The 17,570-nt window shown below is 35.9% G+C and carries 15 protein-coding genes and 1 other annotated feature; of the genes, 3 read left to right on the top strand and 12 right to left on the bottom strand.

Translation table 11 applies throughout. The features are described from left to right. Positions 1-9: 9 nt before the first annotated feature. Positions 10-519, bottom strand: a complete 510-nt coding sequence (locus FHL06_RS07610; RefSeq protein WP_153385634.1) for a DUF4258 domain-containing protein — start codon at positions 517-519, stop codon at positions 10-12. A 186-nt stretch (positions 520-705) separates the two neighbouring features. Further along, positions 706-960 (top strand) — a binding site (T-box leader). Positions 961-1,050: 90 nt separating this feature from the next. Between FHL06_RS07610 and asnA the strand changes: the two genes are divergently transcribed. After that, a complete protein-coding gene (gene asnA, locus FHL06_RS07605) occupies positions 1,051-2,058 on the top strand; it encodes an aspartate--ammonia ligase (protein WP_153385633.1) in 1,008 nt (335 codons plus the stop codon). 169 nt (positions 2,059-2,227) lie between these two features. Here asnA and FHL06_RS07600 read toward each other — a convergent pair whose 3' ends face one another. From FHL06_RS07600 to FHL06_RS07585, 4 genes are all read right to left on the bottom strand, one after another. Beyond that, a complete protein-coding gene (locus FHL06_RS07600; protein WP_153385632.1) occupies positions 2,228-3,364 on the bottom strand; it encodes a hypothetical protein in 1,137 nt (378 codons plus the stop codon). Positions 3,365-3,521: 157 nt separating this feature from the next. Beyond that, complete coding sequence (locus FHL06_RS07595; protein WP_153385631.1) at positions 3,522-4,256, bottom strand: LiaF transmembrane domain-containing protein; 735 nt, start codon at positions 4,254-4,256, stop codon at positions 3,522-3,524. 2 nt (positions 4,257-4,258) lie between these two features. Further along, positions 4,259-4,711 carry a LytTR family transcriptional regulator DNA-binding domain-containing protein gene (locus FHL06_RS15005; RefSeq protein WP_162000227.1) on the bottom strand — a complete coding sequence of 151 codons (453 nt, stop codon included), beginning with the start codon at positions 4,709-4,711 and terminating at the stop codon, positions 4,259-4,261. 169 nt (positions 4,712-4,880) lie between these two features. Then, positions 4,881-7,067, bottom strand: coding sequence for an alpha-galactosidase (locus FHL06_RS07585; RefSeq protein ID WP_153385629.1), 2,187 nt, complete (start codon positions 7,065-7,067; stop codon positions 4,881-4,883). A gap of 126 nt (positions 7,068-7,193) precedes the next feature. On the opposite strand from FHL06_RS07585, the gene FHL06_RS07580 reads away from it, so the two are divergent. Both FHL06_RS07580 and FHL06_RS07575 read left to right on the top strand, forming a co-directional pair. Then, positions 7,194-7,892, top strand: a complete 699-nt coding sequence (locus FHL06_RS07580) for a Bax inhibitor-1 family protein (protein ID WP_153385628.1) — start codon at positions 7,194-7,196, stop codon at positions 7,890-7,892. A 172-nt stretch (positions 7,893-8,064) separates the two neighbouring features. Then, entirely contained in the window at positions 8,065-9,228 is a 1,164-nt protein-coding gene (locus FHL06_RS07575; RefSeq protein ID WP_153385627.1) for an MFS transporter, read from the top strand. A 117-nt stretch (positions 9,229-9,345) separates the two neighbouring features. Here the strand turns inward: FHL06_RS07575 and FHL06_RS07570 are convergent, their stop codons facing one another. The 7 genes from FHL06_RS07570 to FHL06_RS07540 all read right to left on the bottom strand — a co-directional run bounded on the left by FHL06_RS07570 (position 9,346) and on the right by FHL06_RS07540 (position 17,414). After that, positions 9,346-11,574: a hypothetical protein gene (locus FHL06_RS07570; protein ID WP_153385626.1), complete on the bottom strand. Its 2,229-nt coding sequence runs from the start codon at positions 11,572-11,574 to the stop codon at positions 9,346-9,348. A gap of 152 nt (positions 11,575-11,726) precedes the next feature. Further along, entirely contained in the window at positions 11,727-13,004 is a 1,278-nt protein-coding gene (locus FHL06_RS07565; RefSeq protein WP_153385625.1) for a zinc ribbon domain-containing protein, read from the bottom strand. A 12-nt stretch (positions 13,005-13,016) separates the two neighbouring features. Further along, positions 13,017-13,817 carry an SGNH/GDSL hydrolase family protein gene (locus FHL06_RS07560; protein WP_153385624.1) on the bottom strand — a complete coding sequence of 267 codons (801 nt, stop codon included), beginning with the start codon at positions 13,815-13,817 and terminating at the stop codon, positions 13,017-13,019. Further along, positions 13,817-14,749: a zinc ribbon domain-containing protein gene (locus FHL06_RS07555; RefSeq protein ID WP_153385623.1), complete on the bottom strand. Its 933-nt coding sequence runs from the start codon at positions 14,747-14,749 to the stop codon at positions 13,817-13,819. Before FHL06_RS07555 ends, FHL06_RS07560 begins: the two co-directional genes overlap by 1 nt. A gap of 138 nt (positions 14,750-14,887) precedes the next feature. Next, positions 14,888-15,826, bottom strand: coding sequence for a metal ABC transporter solute-binding protein, Zn/Mn family (locus FHL06_RS07550; RefSeq protein WP_153385622.1), 939 nt, complete (start codon positions 15,824-15,826; stop codon positions 14,888-14,890). Then, positions 15,823-16,674 carry a metal ABC transporter permease gene (locus FHL06_RS07545; RefSeq protein WP_153385621.1) on the bottom strand — a complete coding sequence of 284 codons (852 nt, stop codon included), beginning with the start codon at positions 16,672-16,674 and terminating at the stop codon, positions 15,823-15,825. The genes FHL06_RS07550 and FHL06_RS07545 overlap by 4 nt, the downstream gene beginning before the upstream one ends. Next, positions 16,674-17,414: a metal ABC transporter ATP-binding protein gene (locus FHL06_RS07540; RefSeq protein ID WP_153385620.1), complete on the bottom strand. Its 741-nt coding sequence runs from the start codon at positions 17,412-17,414 to the stop codon at positions 16,674-16,676. Before FHL06_RS07540 ends, FHL06_RS07545 begins: the two co-directional genes overlap by 1 nt. Between the last annotated feature and the right edge of the window lie 156 nt (positions 17,415-17,570).

Genomic DNA, 17,570 nt, shown 5'->3' with positions numbered 1-17,570 from the left:
CAGTTTTTATTATTCCTTCAGTCCTTCAATATCACCAATCAGAGCCTTACTAGTCTCAATTCGTGAATTAATTTTTTTCAAGGAACGGATATATTTCTTTAGCAAAACTTCAGATTTAGGATGATTTTGAAAAGCTTGAAATGATAATTGTAAATCGATCATCATCCCATCTAAATCATTTCGCAATCGAATTTTTTCCTCTGCAACAATTTTATCCAATGACGGTTGCAGTTTATCTACTGTATCCTTACTCAATCCATTTGTTTTATTAAATGGATTATACGGATAAGCCGTAATAATAGTAAAATTTTCAACATTTAAAACTACTAATACATCACCCTTTTTAAAAATTTGAACAGATTTATCAGACTCTTCATCAGAATATTGAAAAAAGGTTGCTTCACTTAAAAAATTTGATACCCAACCTCTAATTTGAGTTGAGGAAATATTAAAGCGAGTGTGAATTCTTTTAGCCGCATGTTTAGTAATCGTATATTTCTGTGAATTAGATACTCCCATACCAGTCTGGTCCTTTATTTGAAGTTGAATTCATTATATCATTTAACACGAACGTATGTTCTTTTTTAAACAATTTATTTTCTTTTTTCTTCATTAAAAGCCGTCTCATAAAGAATGCCAAAATTAATAAAAATCAAATTTAATTATTTACATTTTTGTAAAACATGCTAATATAGGTGTCACAAGATAAAAACGACAAGAAAGAAGAGTAAGTTTTTTCACACTGACAGTGAGTTGGGAATGGTGAGAACCCAATTAGTAAATGGAATTTCTGAAAAACACTTTCTTATGTTTCTGGCTAAAATGACTTTTGTCAAAGTAAGTACAGACGTTAACCGGTACGTTACCAACGGTGGAGCATGTTAGTGCTCTTATTGAGGTGGTCTATTTTTTTAAATAGGCAACTTGGGTGGTACCGCGAAAAAGTCTTTCGTCCCAGTTATTATTAATTTAATAACTGAGATGAAAGACTTTTTTTATTTTGCTATGAATATGGTTGACCAAAGGTCGGCAAAAATGGAGGAAAATACTATGAACCTAATTATACCTAAGGACTACGATCCAAAACTATCTGTTAAAGAAACACAAAAAGCTATCCAATACATCCGTGAAACTTTCCAAGATGAATTTGGTAAGGAACTTAATTTATCACGCTTGTCAGCACCAATGATGGTCGAAAAAGGTACTGGTTTGAATGATAACCTAAACGGTGTCGAATCACCTGTTTCCTTCACCATGAAAGGAATTCCCGGCGAAACTATTGAAATCGTCCATTCTCTAGCTAAATGGAAACGTCTTGCCTTGAAACGTTATCACTTTGATATGCACGAAGGCATTTACACAAACATGAACGCCATCAGAAAAGATGAAGATCTCGACAACATCCACTCAATTTACGTTGACCAATGGGATTGGGAAAAAATTATTGCTAAGGATGAAAGAACAACCGCAACACTCGAAAGTACTGTTAAACAAATTTTCAAAGTTATCAAACACATGGAACACGAAGTTTGGTATAAATTTCCTAAAGCCGTTCACCATCTACCTGATGAGATTAAGTTCGTTACAACTCAAGAACTAGAAGACCGTTGGCCCGATAAGACACCTAAGGAACGTGAAGATGCTATCTGTAAAGAACTTGGCTGCGTCTTCTTAATGCAAATCGGTGGACCTATGAAGAGTGGTAAACGTCACGACGGCCGTGCCCCTGATTATGATGACTGGAAATTAAACGGTGATATCTTGTTCTGGTATGAACCTCTCCAACACGCCCTAGAAATTTCAAGTATGGGTATTCGTGTCAGTGAAGAATCAATGAAGAAACAATTGAAGATGGCACATGCTGAAGATCGTGCGACATTGCCATTCCACAAAATGTTACTAGCTGGCGAACTACCATACACAATTGGTGGTGGTATCGGACAATCACGTCTTTGCATGTTGTTATTAGGCAAAGCTCACGTTGGTGAAGTCCAAGCTGCAGTTTGGCCACAAGACTTACGTGATAAATGCGATGCTAACGGTATTCACTTACTATAAAATTTAATGTTTTCAAAAAAACAATAGATAATATGTTATCTCCTAACAATATAGGCTTTTAAATTTAAAGGCATGATTCAGGTGTTCAATCTGAATCATGCCTTTTTTTGCAATTTTATTTTCTGTCGTTTAGAACCATTTTCATTAGTATATATTCTTTCAAAAATCTCTAGTAATTTGCTATGAATCTATTTTTGCTTTTTTTAATAATACCCTCATGTTCTAAAATTCCATATATTTCATCGACTCTTTTTTCAAGCCCATTTATATCATATTCAAATTTTTTATTGAGCATTTTTAACAATCTAATCACAGTTTCTTGGGGAATAATCGTTTTTCCATTAGTAACGGATCCACCATCAAACATTCCATTAATAATCAAAGCATCCATATCACAATTACTTTCAATACAATATTTTTCAGTTACGTCATTATGATGGATAAGTACCTGGTTAAATGTCACTTTTGCATTATCGATAGTTCGTTTTTTTAGTGTGAATATTGTTGTTTCTTTATTATCTGATTTTCTTTCAAATTTTTTTTGCTCGTTAAACCAATCATTATTATTTAACCATATTTTCTGGCGTTCTATTCGTATTATTTCTTGTTCTTCATTATATTTTTTCTTAATTACCTGTTCTTTTAAATATTGAATACCTTCAGTAGTCTTTAACCACTTTTGATGCTTTTGTTCCTTAACTTTTTCTAGAATTCGATTAAACTCTTTAATCATCTTGTTCTCATCTTCGCGATAAATAGGCAATCCTTCACGACTAAATTCTTTCAGATATTCCATCCTTTCTTTTGAAAAAAGAATATCCAACATTCTATTCTTTTTAAGAAACTCATATGGTTCTGTGGGAAAGAATACATCTCCATCAACTCGAATCAATATTTCATCTAAACCACGATCAATTTTATGCTTTTCTTTCCTTATATCTTGCAACACATTTGATCCAATGCCAGCTTCTTGTTCTAAATGGTTTTTACCAAAACACTTTATTTCTTGATTGTTTTTTGACTTGCAAACATAGAGATATTTAACTCCTCGTCCACATGAACAATGTAAATTAGATTCATTTGGATTAGATTGGTTAAAGTTCCAATTAATCTTTTCTTCTAAAAATTTCCATTCTGTTCCTGTTTTATTGAATTGATTCAGTAACATCGAATTAACTTTATATCTCTTATATTGTTCAATAGTTTGTTTTTGAGATTCTGTTAACTTCTTAATAATCTCTGCTCTTTGAACTTTCGTTAAATGGCCATAACTGTAATCTGTATTGATAGGTTCCAACATTTCCATCTGACTTATTTTCCTTTACTAGATGTTTTTGAATAGTTTGATGATAAATGAATTATCTATTATTCTAAAAAAACTAGCAACAAAATCTAGCAATTATAAATTTAAAAATTCCCCTAAAATATCTCAAAAGGGACATCAAAGAGGAAATTTCCTACCATTAAATATAAGTAATCTTCAAATTAGCCAAGGAAACCAATCCCTGCACAGTAACATTAGGACTATCAACATCAACTTTTCTAACACCATTTTCGGAGATATTGCTCAAATTATTATCCAGTCCATTGATGATATTCCAATCACGCGGTACGTATAACTCGGCTGCACCTAAGGAAACGTTGACGTTGATAACTGCTGTATCTTGGACGTTGACGTGTTCAAAATAAATTTTAGCGTTGCCCATTTCGACATTGATATCAGCACTCTTAAAGTCATTTGATTCCACATATCGCGTGCTATTGCCCATTTTGACATCCACTTCAACATCGGGGTCATCGACTGTTTTTACATCGGAGTTAAAATCACCTTTGCCGTTCCATTGATATTTATACTTATAAATTTTTTTCATCCAGGGGCGGTGCCTAGCTAAAAAAGGGCGAAAAATCAGCGACAATCCAATTGAAATCAGTAATGCGGCACCAAGAATCGTCCAAGCACTCAAACTAGCGATTCCTAATGGTTTAGCATAAAGAATTGCTAAAAACGCTAGGGAGAAGACTGTTCCAGAAACGGAAAAATACGTCAGACTCTTAATCAAGAACGCTACCAAAATAATGGTTGCGACAATCGTCCAAAAAGTAAATGTGTAGGTCAATAAATGCAACTGGCTGACGATTAAAATAGCTGCACTTACTAGTAGAAATAAACCCCAAAAGATTCGACTTCTATTTCTCATCTTTAAACCCTCTTTCGATTTAATTTATTTTTCAAATTTTTTAAAAATCTTCGCGAAACATAAAGCGTCTTGTACGTATTTTTAAAATGTATCAGATTCCCAGTCACTGAACTGGTTAAGGACAAGATTTCATCTACATTTAAAATAGAAGATTTTGAAACTCGCAAAAAGTTATCTGGCAGGTTCTCCTCCAATTCGTACAAACGATAGTGAATCAAAAAGGCATTGTCGATCGTGTGCGCATAAACATTACGATCATTGGTTTCAAAGAACAGAATATCCTTTAATTCCAAAGAATAAGCTGTCTCACCAATAAATCCAGTCAGCTGATTGAATTTACTCGCGATATTTTGCAAAGTATTAACTATTTCATCCACTTCAGCATCTTTTTTATTAGCTTTGATAACTATTTCTTTTTCGGGATATCCTGCAGAAATATCCAACCTGATTTTCACGACCAACGCCACCTTTCGTTAAAAGTATTACACCACATTCCAGTAACTCTGTATAGCTTATTTGCCTAAGCGGTCAAACTAAAATCCCAAGTGGTAAAAAATAGACCTAGCATCAGAATTGACTGCTAGATCTATTCGCTGAACAACTGTGGTCCAGCTATCTTCAAATTTAAACTTCTTTAATATAGATTTGTTGTGAAGGATAATCACCCTTGAACCGACCTAACTTCAAGCCAGCATTCATCAAGGCTGCTCCAGAATAAATTTCTCCATTAACTTCATAATTGTCAGATGCCTCGAGTCCCCGTAATTGAACGTAGACAAATGAAGCATTGGCGACAACATTCGTGACTACAACAGTCAAGAAACTCTCCGACTTATCTTTAGAGACGACTTGCCAAGCGACTAAATCATTTGAGCGGTCAAATGGACTAGCTAAACGATAATAATCCCCATTACACGTCATGTCTTGGACTTTCTTATAAAGTTTGGTGTATTTCTTAGCTTGTTCTTTTTGCTCGTCGCTAAATTTAGTGATGTCCAATTCATAGCCGAAGGTTCCACACATCGCTACAGCTGCCCGAGTTGAAAATGGCGTTACACGACCGTTTTGTTGATTAGGACTGTCGGAAATATGTGAACCCATGGCAGAAACTGGATAGAAGAAACTAGTTCCGTATTGGATGCCAAGACGATTGATTGGATCAGTGTTATCAGATGTCCAAATTTGTGGTTCATATGATAACATCCCTAAATCAAATCTAGCACCGCCAGCTGAACAGCCTTCAATCAAAACGTCAGGGTACTTTCTCGTTACTCGACCGAACAATTCGTACAAGCCAAGGATATAACGGTGTTGCAATTCGCCTTGACGGCCCTTAGTCAAGTTCTTTGAGTACCAATCAGTGATGGGACGATTCATATCCCACTTGATATAGCTAACATTGGCGCTGTCCAAAACAGCTGAGATACGTTCGAATAAGTAATCACGAACTTCCTCTCTAGACAGGTCGAGGACTAGTTGATTCCGGTCCAACAAGGCTTTACGTTGTGGGAAGTTCAAAGCCCAATCTGGGTGGTGACGATAGAGTTCACTATCTTCACTGATCATTTCCGGTTCGAACCACATACCAAAGTCGAGCCCCATAGCGTTTATCTTCTTAACTAATTCATTGAGACTGCAACCAAGCTTCTTTTCATTGACGAACCAGTCGCCCAAAGCTCGATTATCATCGTAACGATTGCCGAACCAGCCGTCATCCATTACGAACAAGTCAGCGCCGATACCTTTAGCAGCCTTAGCAATCTGCAAAAGCTTCTTGCCAGTGAAATCAAATTCAGTAGCTTCCCAGTTGTTGACTAAAACTGGCCGTCTAGCTTTTTCATACTTGCTGCGACAGAGGTTATTACGAATAACATCGTGGAAATTATGCGATAAGTTCGTCATCCCATAACCTGAGAAACTCATGACAGCTTCTGGACTTTCGAATAGTTCACCCGGCTCTAATTTCCATGAAAATTGGTCATCGCCTAAGCCTAAAGTGACACGACTTTGCCCCAAAGCTCCTTGTTCAGCAGTGGCCCGAAAGTTTCCACTATAAACCAAATTAAAACCGTAGCAATAACCGTCAGTTTCATTAGTGTTCTTGCCAACCAACAAGAACCCGGGATTTTCTTTTGAGCTAGAAACTCCGTAATTAGAACCAAAACTTGTTACATTATGCGATAGTGGCAAACGTTCATAATTACGTTCAGCACCCCAACGTCCATGAAAGTGGACTAAATCGTACTGTCCAAAAATTAAATCCAAAGACATTGATTGCATCTTGTGAATCTTGATTGGTTTCTTGCCTAAATTGCTCATTCTTGCCGCTCTAGTAATAACGTCGTTATTGCCGAAGACGCCATAGAACAATTCAACTTCGATGCCAGTCAAATCATCGACTAAAGTAATTTTTAAAGTTTGAGCTTCGCCATTATTAGCATAAAATGTTGGTAATTTTTCAAGACTATATTTACCATTGATTACTTCGATGTTCTTATATTTCAAATCAACAACTCGAGTACCGTCGTAATTTTCCAAGTCTAAGGCAACGCTACCTAAATCGCCAGTACCGACTGTTGGATATTCTTGAGATAACAAGGTCAATGAGCCAACTCTGTTTTTGGCTTCGTGAGGGTACGGTACATAATGCGATGGTCCGTTATACATTAGATACGATAAATCTTGATGGTCAATTCTCTTCCCATAATAAATGTGATAAAGATGATCAAATTTTCCTACTTTCATTTGATAAGTAGTGTTCTTAGTTTGCAACGTAAAAAGTTTTTTCTTCTTATCAACTAGAATTGTCATCAATACGATACTCCTTTCTGTTACACTTCGATGATAAACTAAAAAACGTTTAATGGTAAAGATTAGGCGAGAAATGTTATTATATTGTACAATAAATGTTAGATATTAAAATGAGGAGGAATATAAATGCAATCTATAGATAAAGTAAAATCTGCAGGTTTGGCTAAGTTCACTTCCCTAGTTTATCTTTACACTGGGTTAGGAATTGCCTTTTGGATGATTTGCGCCCAAGCAATTGCCAAGAATACTGGCCTTTCGATGGCCTTATTCCAAGGCATGGCAAATCACCGAATTATTTCGATGATTTTAATGATTGGTGTGCCAATCGCCTTCATTAGTTTATGTGGAAGATTCGCAGCAAGATCATACTTCTTAACTTTTATTAGTTATTTAGGATTCTTGTTTGCCCTATCGTTTATCGGTGTACCAATCTTTTACATTTATTCTGCTAAGAGTATTATTCAAACATTAACCGTGACATCAGCTATCTTCGTGGTTTCCGCAGTAGTTGGTTTCACAATGAAAAAGGATTTAACGAAGTGGCGCAGAACTTTGATGATTGGACTTATTTCAATTATCGTTGTTGAAGCTTTAAATATTTTCTTATTTAAGAGTGCTCCATTGATGATGTTTATCAGTGCCGCAATCATCATTATCTTCTTGTTCTACATTGCTTTTGATTCACAAAATATCAAACGGATTTATCAAAACAATGCTGGTTCTGAAAGTCTTGGCGCTATTGCCTTGTTTGCTTCAGTCAACCTCGTACTTGACTTCATTAACTTGTTCTTGAGTATCTTGCAATTGTTTGGCGATAGCAATTAGAAAATTTAAAAGTCCTGCTGGAATTATTAAAAATTTCAGCAGGACTTTTTTCTTTGACTTGGGTCGTTGTCTGATGATATATTAGTTCTCGTTTGCTTATTGGCTAATATTTAGCCATAAAGCATTTTATAAAAAAATAAGGGGATTAAATTTCTCGGAAAGCGGGCAAACTATGCGTAACTTTAAAGCTCAAACAATTATCCTAGTTTTACTTTCATTTATTCTAGGTAATAATGAATTTTTAGTTATGGGGATTCTTTCAAATATCTCCCAAACCTATCATGTTTCAATCGCAAATGTTGGTCTACTAGTAACTGCCTTCGGGATTATTTATGCTATTAGTACTCCAATCATAACTTCTCTGATTGGTAATTTTAATCGCTACTATTCTCTTATAGTTTTAACGATTATCTTTATTTTCGGAAACACGCTCAGCGGTTTTGCTTCAAATTATCCTATTCTGGTAATTTCAAGAGTGATTTCCGCTTCAGTGGCTGGTGCTATTATTTCTTTATCCATGACTTTTTCCAGCGTAATCGCACCTAAGGAAAAACAGGGATTCGTCGTATCATGGATTTTCTCCGGCTTCAGTATTGCCTCAGTTATCGGAGTACCTTTGAGTACGGCTATCAGTTCAGTCTTTGATTGGAGAGTTACTTTTTTCTTGATTACTGGCGTCAGCATCATTACATTAATTTTGATGATGGTTTCTTTGCCAAAAGACTTCAAGGGACAAACTAGTCCTTTGCGCAGTCAATTTGAATTACTCAAGGATTCGAGGATTTCCTTTGGAATCTTATTGCCATTCTTCGCTATGTCGGCAATTTATGTAACTTACACATACTTGCAACCAATGTATGGCACTCTCGGATTTCCAGCTAAGAGCTTATCAGTATTCTTAGTTATTTTCGGTGTGACTTCACTTATCAGCAACCAACTATCAGGACGGATTTCTGATCACGGCGGTTTGAAAATTATGCCTAAAGTTTACTTATTTGAAATCGTCGTCTTCTTGATTTTGCCATTCTTTATTCAAAACAAGTATCTTGGCATTATCAATTTGTTGATGGTCGGCGTAATCATGTATCTCATCAACTCGCCTATCCAGATTCACTTTTTAAACACGGCTAAGGATTCTTATCCACAAGCTGTAACTTTAGCATCTTCACTCAATCCCGTCTTCTCAAATATTGGGATTTCACTAGGATCAGCGGTCGGCTCTGTCATCGTCGGCAATTGGGGATTGTCACCTGTTGGCATTGGTAGTTCAATTTTTGCTATTGCTGCTTTAGTAATCAACTTAAAATTAAATAAAATTATTGCTGCCAAGTCTTAATCGAATTTGAGCAAAACAATTGCTTCAAATCAAAAATACTAGTAGTATTACCCTTTCAACGGAAAAAGCCTGAAAACGTAAGCCCTCATATGCTATGTTTTCAAGCTTTTTTTTGTTTTATACGGAATCTGACAAAGTCCAGTTCATTTCACCAGAGTATTGACCAACTGCATTGACGCCATTAGTTTTTAACATCAGACCTTCCGAATCATTCCACGAACGGCCAACATTAGTCGTCTGCTCACCATCTTGGGTTTTATAGCCATTGGCAATTGGTATTTTACCTTGGTCAGTCAAAAGATTTTCAATTCCATTAGATTTTTTAAAAACGATATTTCCCTTGAAAGGCTTGCTGCCAGAATATAGTCCCGAAGTTTGAGCGGATAAATTCCAAGCATCCTTCGTACCATTTTTACGACTATCTTTTACCAAAATGTTCCAAACGCCTTTTCGAGGAATCAACGAAGAAGCTGTCACCTGGTTGATGCTGCCGAAAGAATAATCATCAACAGCTAAGGCTAAACCTCCCTTTTTAGTGATAATGACCGTTGAAGTGGTCGACTGATTATCATCGCTGTCCTCAACGTAAACTTCCAAAGTATTGGTTTCTTTAGTCAATTCAGCAGAAGGAATCTTGAAGTTTAAACTGCCACTTGTCGCATTATTCAAATTAGTACTATCACTCAACAAGAAATCGTCTAAATTTGTTCCATTCAACTTTGCATGAACCGTAACTTGTGAATTATCGACGGTACTTTGATCGGTGTACGTAACGTTACCTAAAATACCGGCATCTTGGTCATTTCCCACTGATATATTATTTTGAGTCAAACTAAGATTGATTGGTTTGACTTTTTTGATAGTGAATTCAGGCGTATCGGCATTCGTAATCAAATTGTCGCTTTCAAACTTAGAACGTTGTGAAGCTACCTTAGTGTTAGCGGTAACATCATTTGCGATACCGTAAATCGTAATAGTTGCCTTCGTTGGTGCGCTGCTGGATAAATCTTTTCCAATCGTATGCGTCAAAGTATTAGTGGATGTATCTAATTCACTGGCATAGATAGGTTCGTCGCTACCGTCGTCGTAAGTAATATAACCAATCTCTTGATTGCCATTGATATAGGTAACATCACTTGGCAATTGCAAAGTAGCCACATCATTTTTCCACTTATCATTTCCGCTATCGTACTTCAGATGGTAATTGATAGCCAATTTATCGCCAGAACTAACGTTTTTATCATTAGTGTCAGTTTGAATCAATTTATTCTGCGTCTCATCATTAATATCTGAAGTTACTTCAGCTTCAACTGAAGAAGGAATTGATTCAAAGGCTATCAGATTAGGTTCATAGGCCTCACCATTAGTTGCAGTAAAACCCCATTGTAATTTTCCAGTGCTTAGGGCATCATGACCACCAAATTCAGTGGCCTGAATCTTATCAGTTGTAACCTCTATTGGGTTCGTACCTTTTGAACCATCGACATTTTTATCATTGAATTTATAAGTGATTTTGTAAGTATTAGGATTCCACGAAATAGTCACATGATGCCAAGATCCATCATGTAAATCAACATTTTGGACATTGGCATGATTCATGGAGAAATAATGATTAAGGTTTAAAAAGCCATATGAATTTTCTTTATAAGTATCTGGGCTAGAAGGATTTGCATAGGCGATATGTTGTCCATCAATACCTTCATCAAAGCCATCGTTTGTCGTTTCATTATTATTAGCATGGGTGTCAAACTCGAGTGCCCAACTATTGGGAATGGCTGTTGCGGCAATTGTTGCAGGATCTTTAACACTTGTATCCGTGTCAATTCCCCAGACGCCTAATGTCTCACCGGTACCAATCGAATTGCCATTATGCGCGAAGGAACCTACTCCATTAGCGGGATTTTGCAAGACAAAAGCCATACCATCCCCAAAGCTGGCATTTGCAGTTTTATGCTTGACAGCACCGAAATACATCCAAAGAGATAAAGTCTGTTTTTGATTGATATTAACATAATTCCCGCCGTCAACATTTGACCAAATGGCACCTTGTTCGTTCTTATAATAGGTCATCCGAATTGCCCGCAAAGGATCATAAGTACTTCCAGTCGTGTGCATAGTTGAAGTTTCCAATAAGGCATTATTTTTGGCCCCGTTATAATTAGAAAAATCACCAACAGTAAATTGTGTACTATTCAATCCCAAATTTTCAGGAGCAGAACTTAAACCAGCTTGAGCCTCACTCAAAGCATCAGTCTGTTCGGTAGCTAAAGTTGGAATCTCTCCAATCCTAATTGCTAATAATATCGCTATGGTAAAAAATAGAATACTAATAATCCGACGTTTCATCTCGTTACCCCTCAAATTAATTTCTCCCTCTTTCATCATTATAATATCATTTACAATTGAATTATTATATCTTTCCAAATTTTATTTTATAAAGCAAAAAAAGCATACTAATCCTTTGCAGATTAGTATGCTTTTTCGAATTTATGGATTATTTAATCTTTATACCAACTTTGGTCATACTTAGATGAATGCAATTCGCCATCGCTGTAATCATAAGATTCAGTGATTGAACCGCCGCCATCACGATTGTATTGGATTTTGACATGTCCATCATTATTTTCAACAATCTTATAAGTACCTGTTTGGTCGCCCAAATCATAAGTTCCATCTGAGTAAAGCGACAAATCAGGATCACCGCTATATTGACCGACAATTGAGTCATCCGATGAATCATCTGAAGTATCGTCTGAAGAATCATCAACATCACTATCTTCATCGGAATCACTGTCAGAGTCATCATTTGAATCAATATCGGAATCAGAATCGTTATCTGAATCTTCTGAGGATTTTTCGTTATCACTATCAGCCTTCTTAGTTGTCTTCTTCGACTTCTTAGGCTTTTGAACATTCATTGAAATATCAGTCTCTTCATTATCAGTACTAATACTGATTTGCTTAGACTTAGTCTGATTCGATTTCTTGTTGCTTGAAACTTTCAAGTCATAAACGCCAGCTGACATATCATCGATTCGATACTCGCCATTGGCTGACCTTGCTGCAACTGACTTCCCATCAATTGAGAAAGTTGGGTTATTGATATTAGTATCAATATTCAAGGTCTTAGTCTTCATCACAACTTTATACTTAGGATAGAGCAAGAAGTATTTGCCAGATTGTTTGATATAAAAAGTATTATTAGATTGATTCTCACTAATTTGTGCTTCAATATCTTTAATCGCCGAACTACTCTTTGAATAAAGTCGCTTCAAAGCACCAATCTGGTCAGTTGAAAATTGGTCGCCGTCCTCATTAATCAAGGCATCCTTCATTTTTGAAGTAGTCCCACTAGTAACCTCATCTTGTAGCGATTGTGTTTGTCGAGCTTGACTGTAATACATATTGCCGACAAAATATCCACCAATCAAAATGATTATCAAAATTATTAAGGCAATTATCTTACCGTGTCCCTTTTTACGCTTTGGAGCTGGTGGAGTGGACTGAGTTGGTTGAGAAGCTTGTTGTCTTTGTTCGACTGGCTGACTTTCTTGTGGAGTTTCTTGAACATTTTCAGCTGCTTGTTCTTTCGGTTCAACTTTTTTTTCAGCCTCTGGATTGTTAGGTGCCGGTGTAGGTTCAGGCTCTTCTACAGTTTCATCTGCATTTTCTTCCAAGTACTTCTTTAAATTAAATCCACAATTAGGACAAAAACCACCCTGATTTTCTTTATCCAAATGGGTTCCGCAATTGGGACAATATTCTAACGTCTTCATATTTAAAAACCTCTATTTTGTTTTGACTGTTTGATATAAAAGTTGTGCAATCTTGTCATGTCCTAATTGATTAGGATGGAAATTGTCTTTCGTTCGATTGTAAACTTGACTGTAATTCAAATCATTTTCCGTGACTTTTGGATTGTTGCGCCAAATCGTTGCTAAATCGATCACTGGGATGTTGTATTTTTGACCGATTTCTTTAATTTTGCGATCATAAACTGCATCGTTATCGATATATTGACCATCACTTGGTGACCAAGTCGTCATCAATAAAATCTTAGCTTTAGTCTGTGATTGAACTTTTTGAACTAACGTATCCAAGTTATTTGTAAAGTCGCCTAGGTTCTTTGAATCGATGCCATAAGCCGAATCATTAGTTCCAAATTCAATCGTAACGATATCTGGATTCTGGTCAATCAAACTTTGCACATTCGGTAAGCCAAAATTAGTCACGGTCTTACCAACTGAAGAATTATTAATTTCCGTAACATTCTTCCCAGTTCCTTGTTGAAGTTTATCTTTAAAGAGCGTCGTAAAACGACTATTTTGGTTATTAGAAAATAATCCGACTGACAAAGAATCACCTAATGCATAATAAACCAATTTATCTTTTTTAGAATCTTTTAAATCAATTAACATTGTTTTTTTAGTGTTCTTTTTCGTAGTTTTCTTTGTTGGCGATTTCTTCTCTTGGCGTTCTGTTTTAGTATTGGTGGTCTTTGATTTAGTTGCTTGTTCTTGACCACAGCCAACACCTACTACCATTAGCAATACCAAGATTGCTACTAGAAGATATCTTTTTTTGATCATTATCCTATTACTCCATTAATAATATTTTGACCAATACTTGAATAATTTGCTTGAATAGAAGCAAAAACCATCTTAAAGACAAAATACAAAACGATATTACATAAAATTGTCGTAATTACGGCAACATAAATTTTATCCAATCTCATTTTCCCATAATCGGAAACGATTGATGAAATATAAGCTACCATCCAAACACTCGACATCAATACTATAATTACAGCAACAAATTTGAGAATTCCTAAGATACTTGCTCCAGTTACACCGGAAAAGTCTTTAGGTACAGATACTAATAAATAAAGACTCAAAATTAATTCTAAAATAATCATTACATTACTAAAACTTGCTAATTGATTCGAATAATTGAAAAAATCCGTCTTTTGACTGACCAAATACTTCTTACATAAAAATCCGACTAACAAAAAGATTGCAAAATAAACTAAAACTATAAAAAATAATCTAGAATAAAGAAACATTCCCGTTGGAATACTAGTTGAAGTACTATTATCAGAACCTAAATAATTAAAAGCTGTCTCTAAACTTTCAAAAACAAATGATAAAATTCTATTTCCAATGATATAAATTGCAAATGAAACCAAAATCACATTAAGCAATAGCGAAACTAAACCATAATATTTATTTTCATAATTCACTTTTGATGGATTAATAATAGAATCTTTGTACCATGAAAAATAGTTTAACGAATGTTTCTTGATAGTTTGAAACGTTTCGTTAGAATTAATATTTTCCGCTGCTGCAGCAGTGGCACTATGAACGCTTTGAACCGTGTCATCAATCGTTCTTCTTGTACTGTTATTAGAAGGATTGTCAGTGACTGTTCTTTCGACTGTATCGTCCTCAACTGGGGTTCCACATTTTACGCAGAATTTGTCTCCTGGCTTCAAAGGAGCCCCACAATGTTTGCACTTTTTCATAAAATTATTCCCCCTGTTTCTTAAACCTTTATGAAATTACACAATTAAGTATAACAATTTTTTCATTATTCAAAAAATTGAATTGCCATTTTACAAAAAAACTCCTTAAAACCAGACTAATTGGTTTTAAGGAGTTTTCTATTTAGCTAACCCATCATAGATGTGGTCAATATTCCATTTCATCATTGAATAGTATGTATCGCCATCAGTGCCTTTTTTAGCTAGAGAATCTGTAAAGATTTTCGAGTAAATTCCGATACCTGTTTCTTTAGAAACTTTTTCCATCGATTTTGGTGAAACTGATGATTCAACGAAGAGATGCTTCACATCAGTTTTTCTAATCTTAGCAAGGACTGATTGCATTTGTTCAGGTGTTCCTTGGGCTTCAGTATTGATTTCCCAAATGTAAGCCGGCGTTACGTGATAAGCAGCTGAGAAATACTTGAAGGCACCTTCAGAAGTTACCAAGAGACGTTGACTTTCTGGAATTCCTAAATATTTTGATTGAGCTGTTTTGTGCAGCTTCTCTAATTTAGCAATGTACTTGTCCGCATTTGCTTGATAGAAACTAGCATTCTTCTTATCTTTATCTTTTAAAACTTTGGTAATTACTTGAACGTACTTGATTCCATTAGCTAAGTCCAGCCAAGCATGAGGATCTTCTTCATTGACATTAGTTGTCAGATGCTTTGGTACGACTGTCTTACTAGCTGAAAAGACATCTTCATCAAAACTCTTGTGTGAAGTCTTAACTAATTTCTTGAACCAACCATTACCACCAGTTTCCAAATTCAAACCATTGTGGAAAATAACGTTAGCTTCAACAGTTTCTGAAACATCAGTTGGTTGTGGTTCATATTCATGAGGGTCGGTCCCACGTTTAACGATACTGTACAATTCAATCCGGTCTTTTCCGACATTATGAACCATATCTTCTAGAATCGAGTTAGTCGTAACGACACGCAATTTATCGCCGTCAGCTAATTCTTGAGAGTTGTTTTCACGACTGTGCAAGAAAAAATAAACTCCGCTGATCATTGCTATCACGCCAACTAAAGTGATAATTATCTTTTTCATTTGGCTACGCTCCTTTGTAATTTAAAGAAGTTTTGTTTAGGTGAAAAGACAAATGATATGGCGAATAGCAAGGCTGCTACGATAACGATTGCCGGACCAGATGCCCAGTTGAAAGTATAACTGAAGTACAAACCAGTAATTGAGGAAACAACTCCAACTACAGCGGAAAGAACTAACATGACATCTAACTTGTCAGTCCATAAAAAGGCTGTTGCAGCAGGCGTGATAAGCATGGCAACTACCAGGATAATCCCAACGGTCTGTAGTGCAGAAACTGTTACCAAAGTTAGAACTAACATCAAAGTGTAATGGATAACTTGCACGTTTAGTCCATAAGTTTTGGCATAAGTGGCGTCAAAAGATGTTACTAATAATTCCTTATAGAAAATTACCACGAAGAGGATAACGATTCCTAGGACAACTGCAGTCGTCATGATATCGGAATCGCTAACGGCTAAGATATTTCCAAACAGAATGTGGTGCAAATTAGTGGAACTTTCAGCCATTGAAATCAAGATGAATCCTAAGGCATAAAAAGCACTGAAGACGACCCCGATTGAGGTATCCGTCTTGATTTTACTGCGAGCAGCCACGAAACCAATCAATAAGGCTGCTAGAACACCAAAGATCGATGCTCCAATTAAGATATTGATTCCTAACATATAAGCTACGGCTACCCCAGGTAGAACCGCGTGAGAAATGGCATCTCCCATCAGAGACATTCCTCGTAAAATAATGAAACTACCAATAATTCCTGACATTATTCCGACCATAACGGCGGTTAAAAGAGCACTTTGAAGGAAATCATATTTGCCAAGGGCGTTAAAGAATTCGACTAATGATGTCATCACTGCGCACCTTCCTTTCCCTCAAACAGCACTGAAGAAAGATCTGCACTAAAGGCTCGTTCGATATTCTTTGGGTTGTAAACTTCATTGGTTGGACCGTAGTCAACGATTCCGTGGTTTAAAATAACTAAATCGTCAAAATAATTCGTAACTTTATTCAAATCATGGTGGATTACGATGATAGTTTTATTCTCATCACGCCATTGTTTAAGAATCTTCATGATCGCAGTTTCACTTTGCAAATCGATTCCTACGAATGGTTCATCCAAAATAATAATATCGGCTTGTTGAACGATTGCTCGCGCAACAAAGACACGTTGCAATTGACCACCAGAAAGGTTTCCAATTTGTCGTTTTGAAAATTCAGTTAGAGAAACTTGTTTCAAAGCATCCTTACTAGCTTGCTTTTCTTTTTTACCGGCACTTTTAAATAATCCTAATTCGCCGTAAGTTCCTGTAAGCACGACGTCAAAAACATCGATTGGAAAAGTTAAATCCAAATCCTTTCGTTGTTCAACATATGCAACTTGTTGTTGAACTGATTTCATCGACTGACCATCATAATCGACACTACCTTGTCGAGATTTGATCAGATTTAGCATTGCCTTAATGAGTGTTGATTTACCCGCACCGTTCGGCCCGATAATTCCAGTTATTTTTCCTGCGTTAAATTTAACGGCTACATCAGAAAACACTGGTGCGTCATCGTAAGCGACAGTGAGGTTCTTAACAGTAAGCATAAAGAGCCTCCATTTCTTTCAGACGAAATAGTACATCTCGTCTTCTGTATTTCAGATTAGCATATACTTCATGTAGTAGCAATGAAAAAGTTAGGTTCGGTTAATTGTTGTTTTAAAGTTTTATTAAAATTGTTTTTTGGTATGATTTTTGGATAT

Origin of the sequence: Companilactobacillus halodurans (assembly GCF_009600985.1) — a bacterium.
GTDB classification, from domain to species: domain Bacteria; phylum Bacillota; class Bacilli; order Lactobacillales; family Lactobacillaceae; genus Companilactobacillus; species Companilactobacillus halodurans.
Note: the sequence above shows the minus strand (reverse complement) of the source record. Positions and strands in the feature narration are given on the sequence as shown.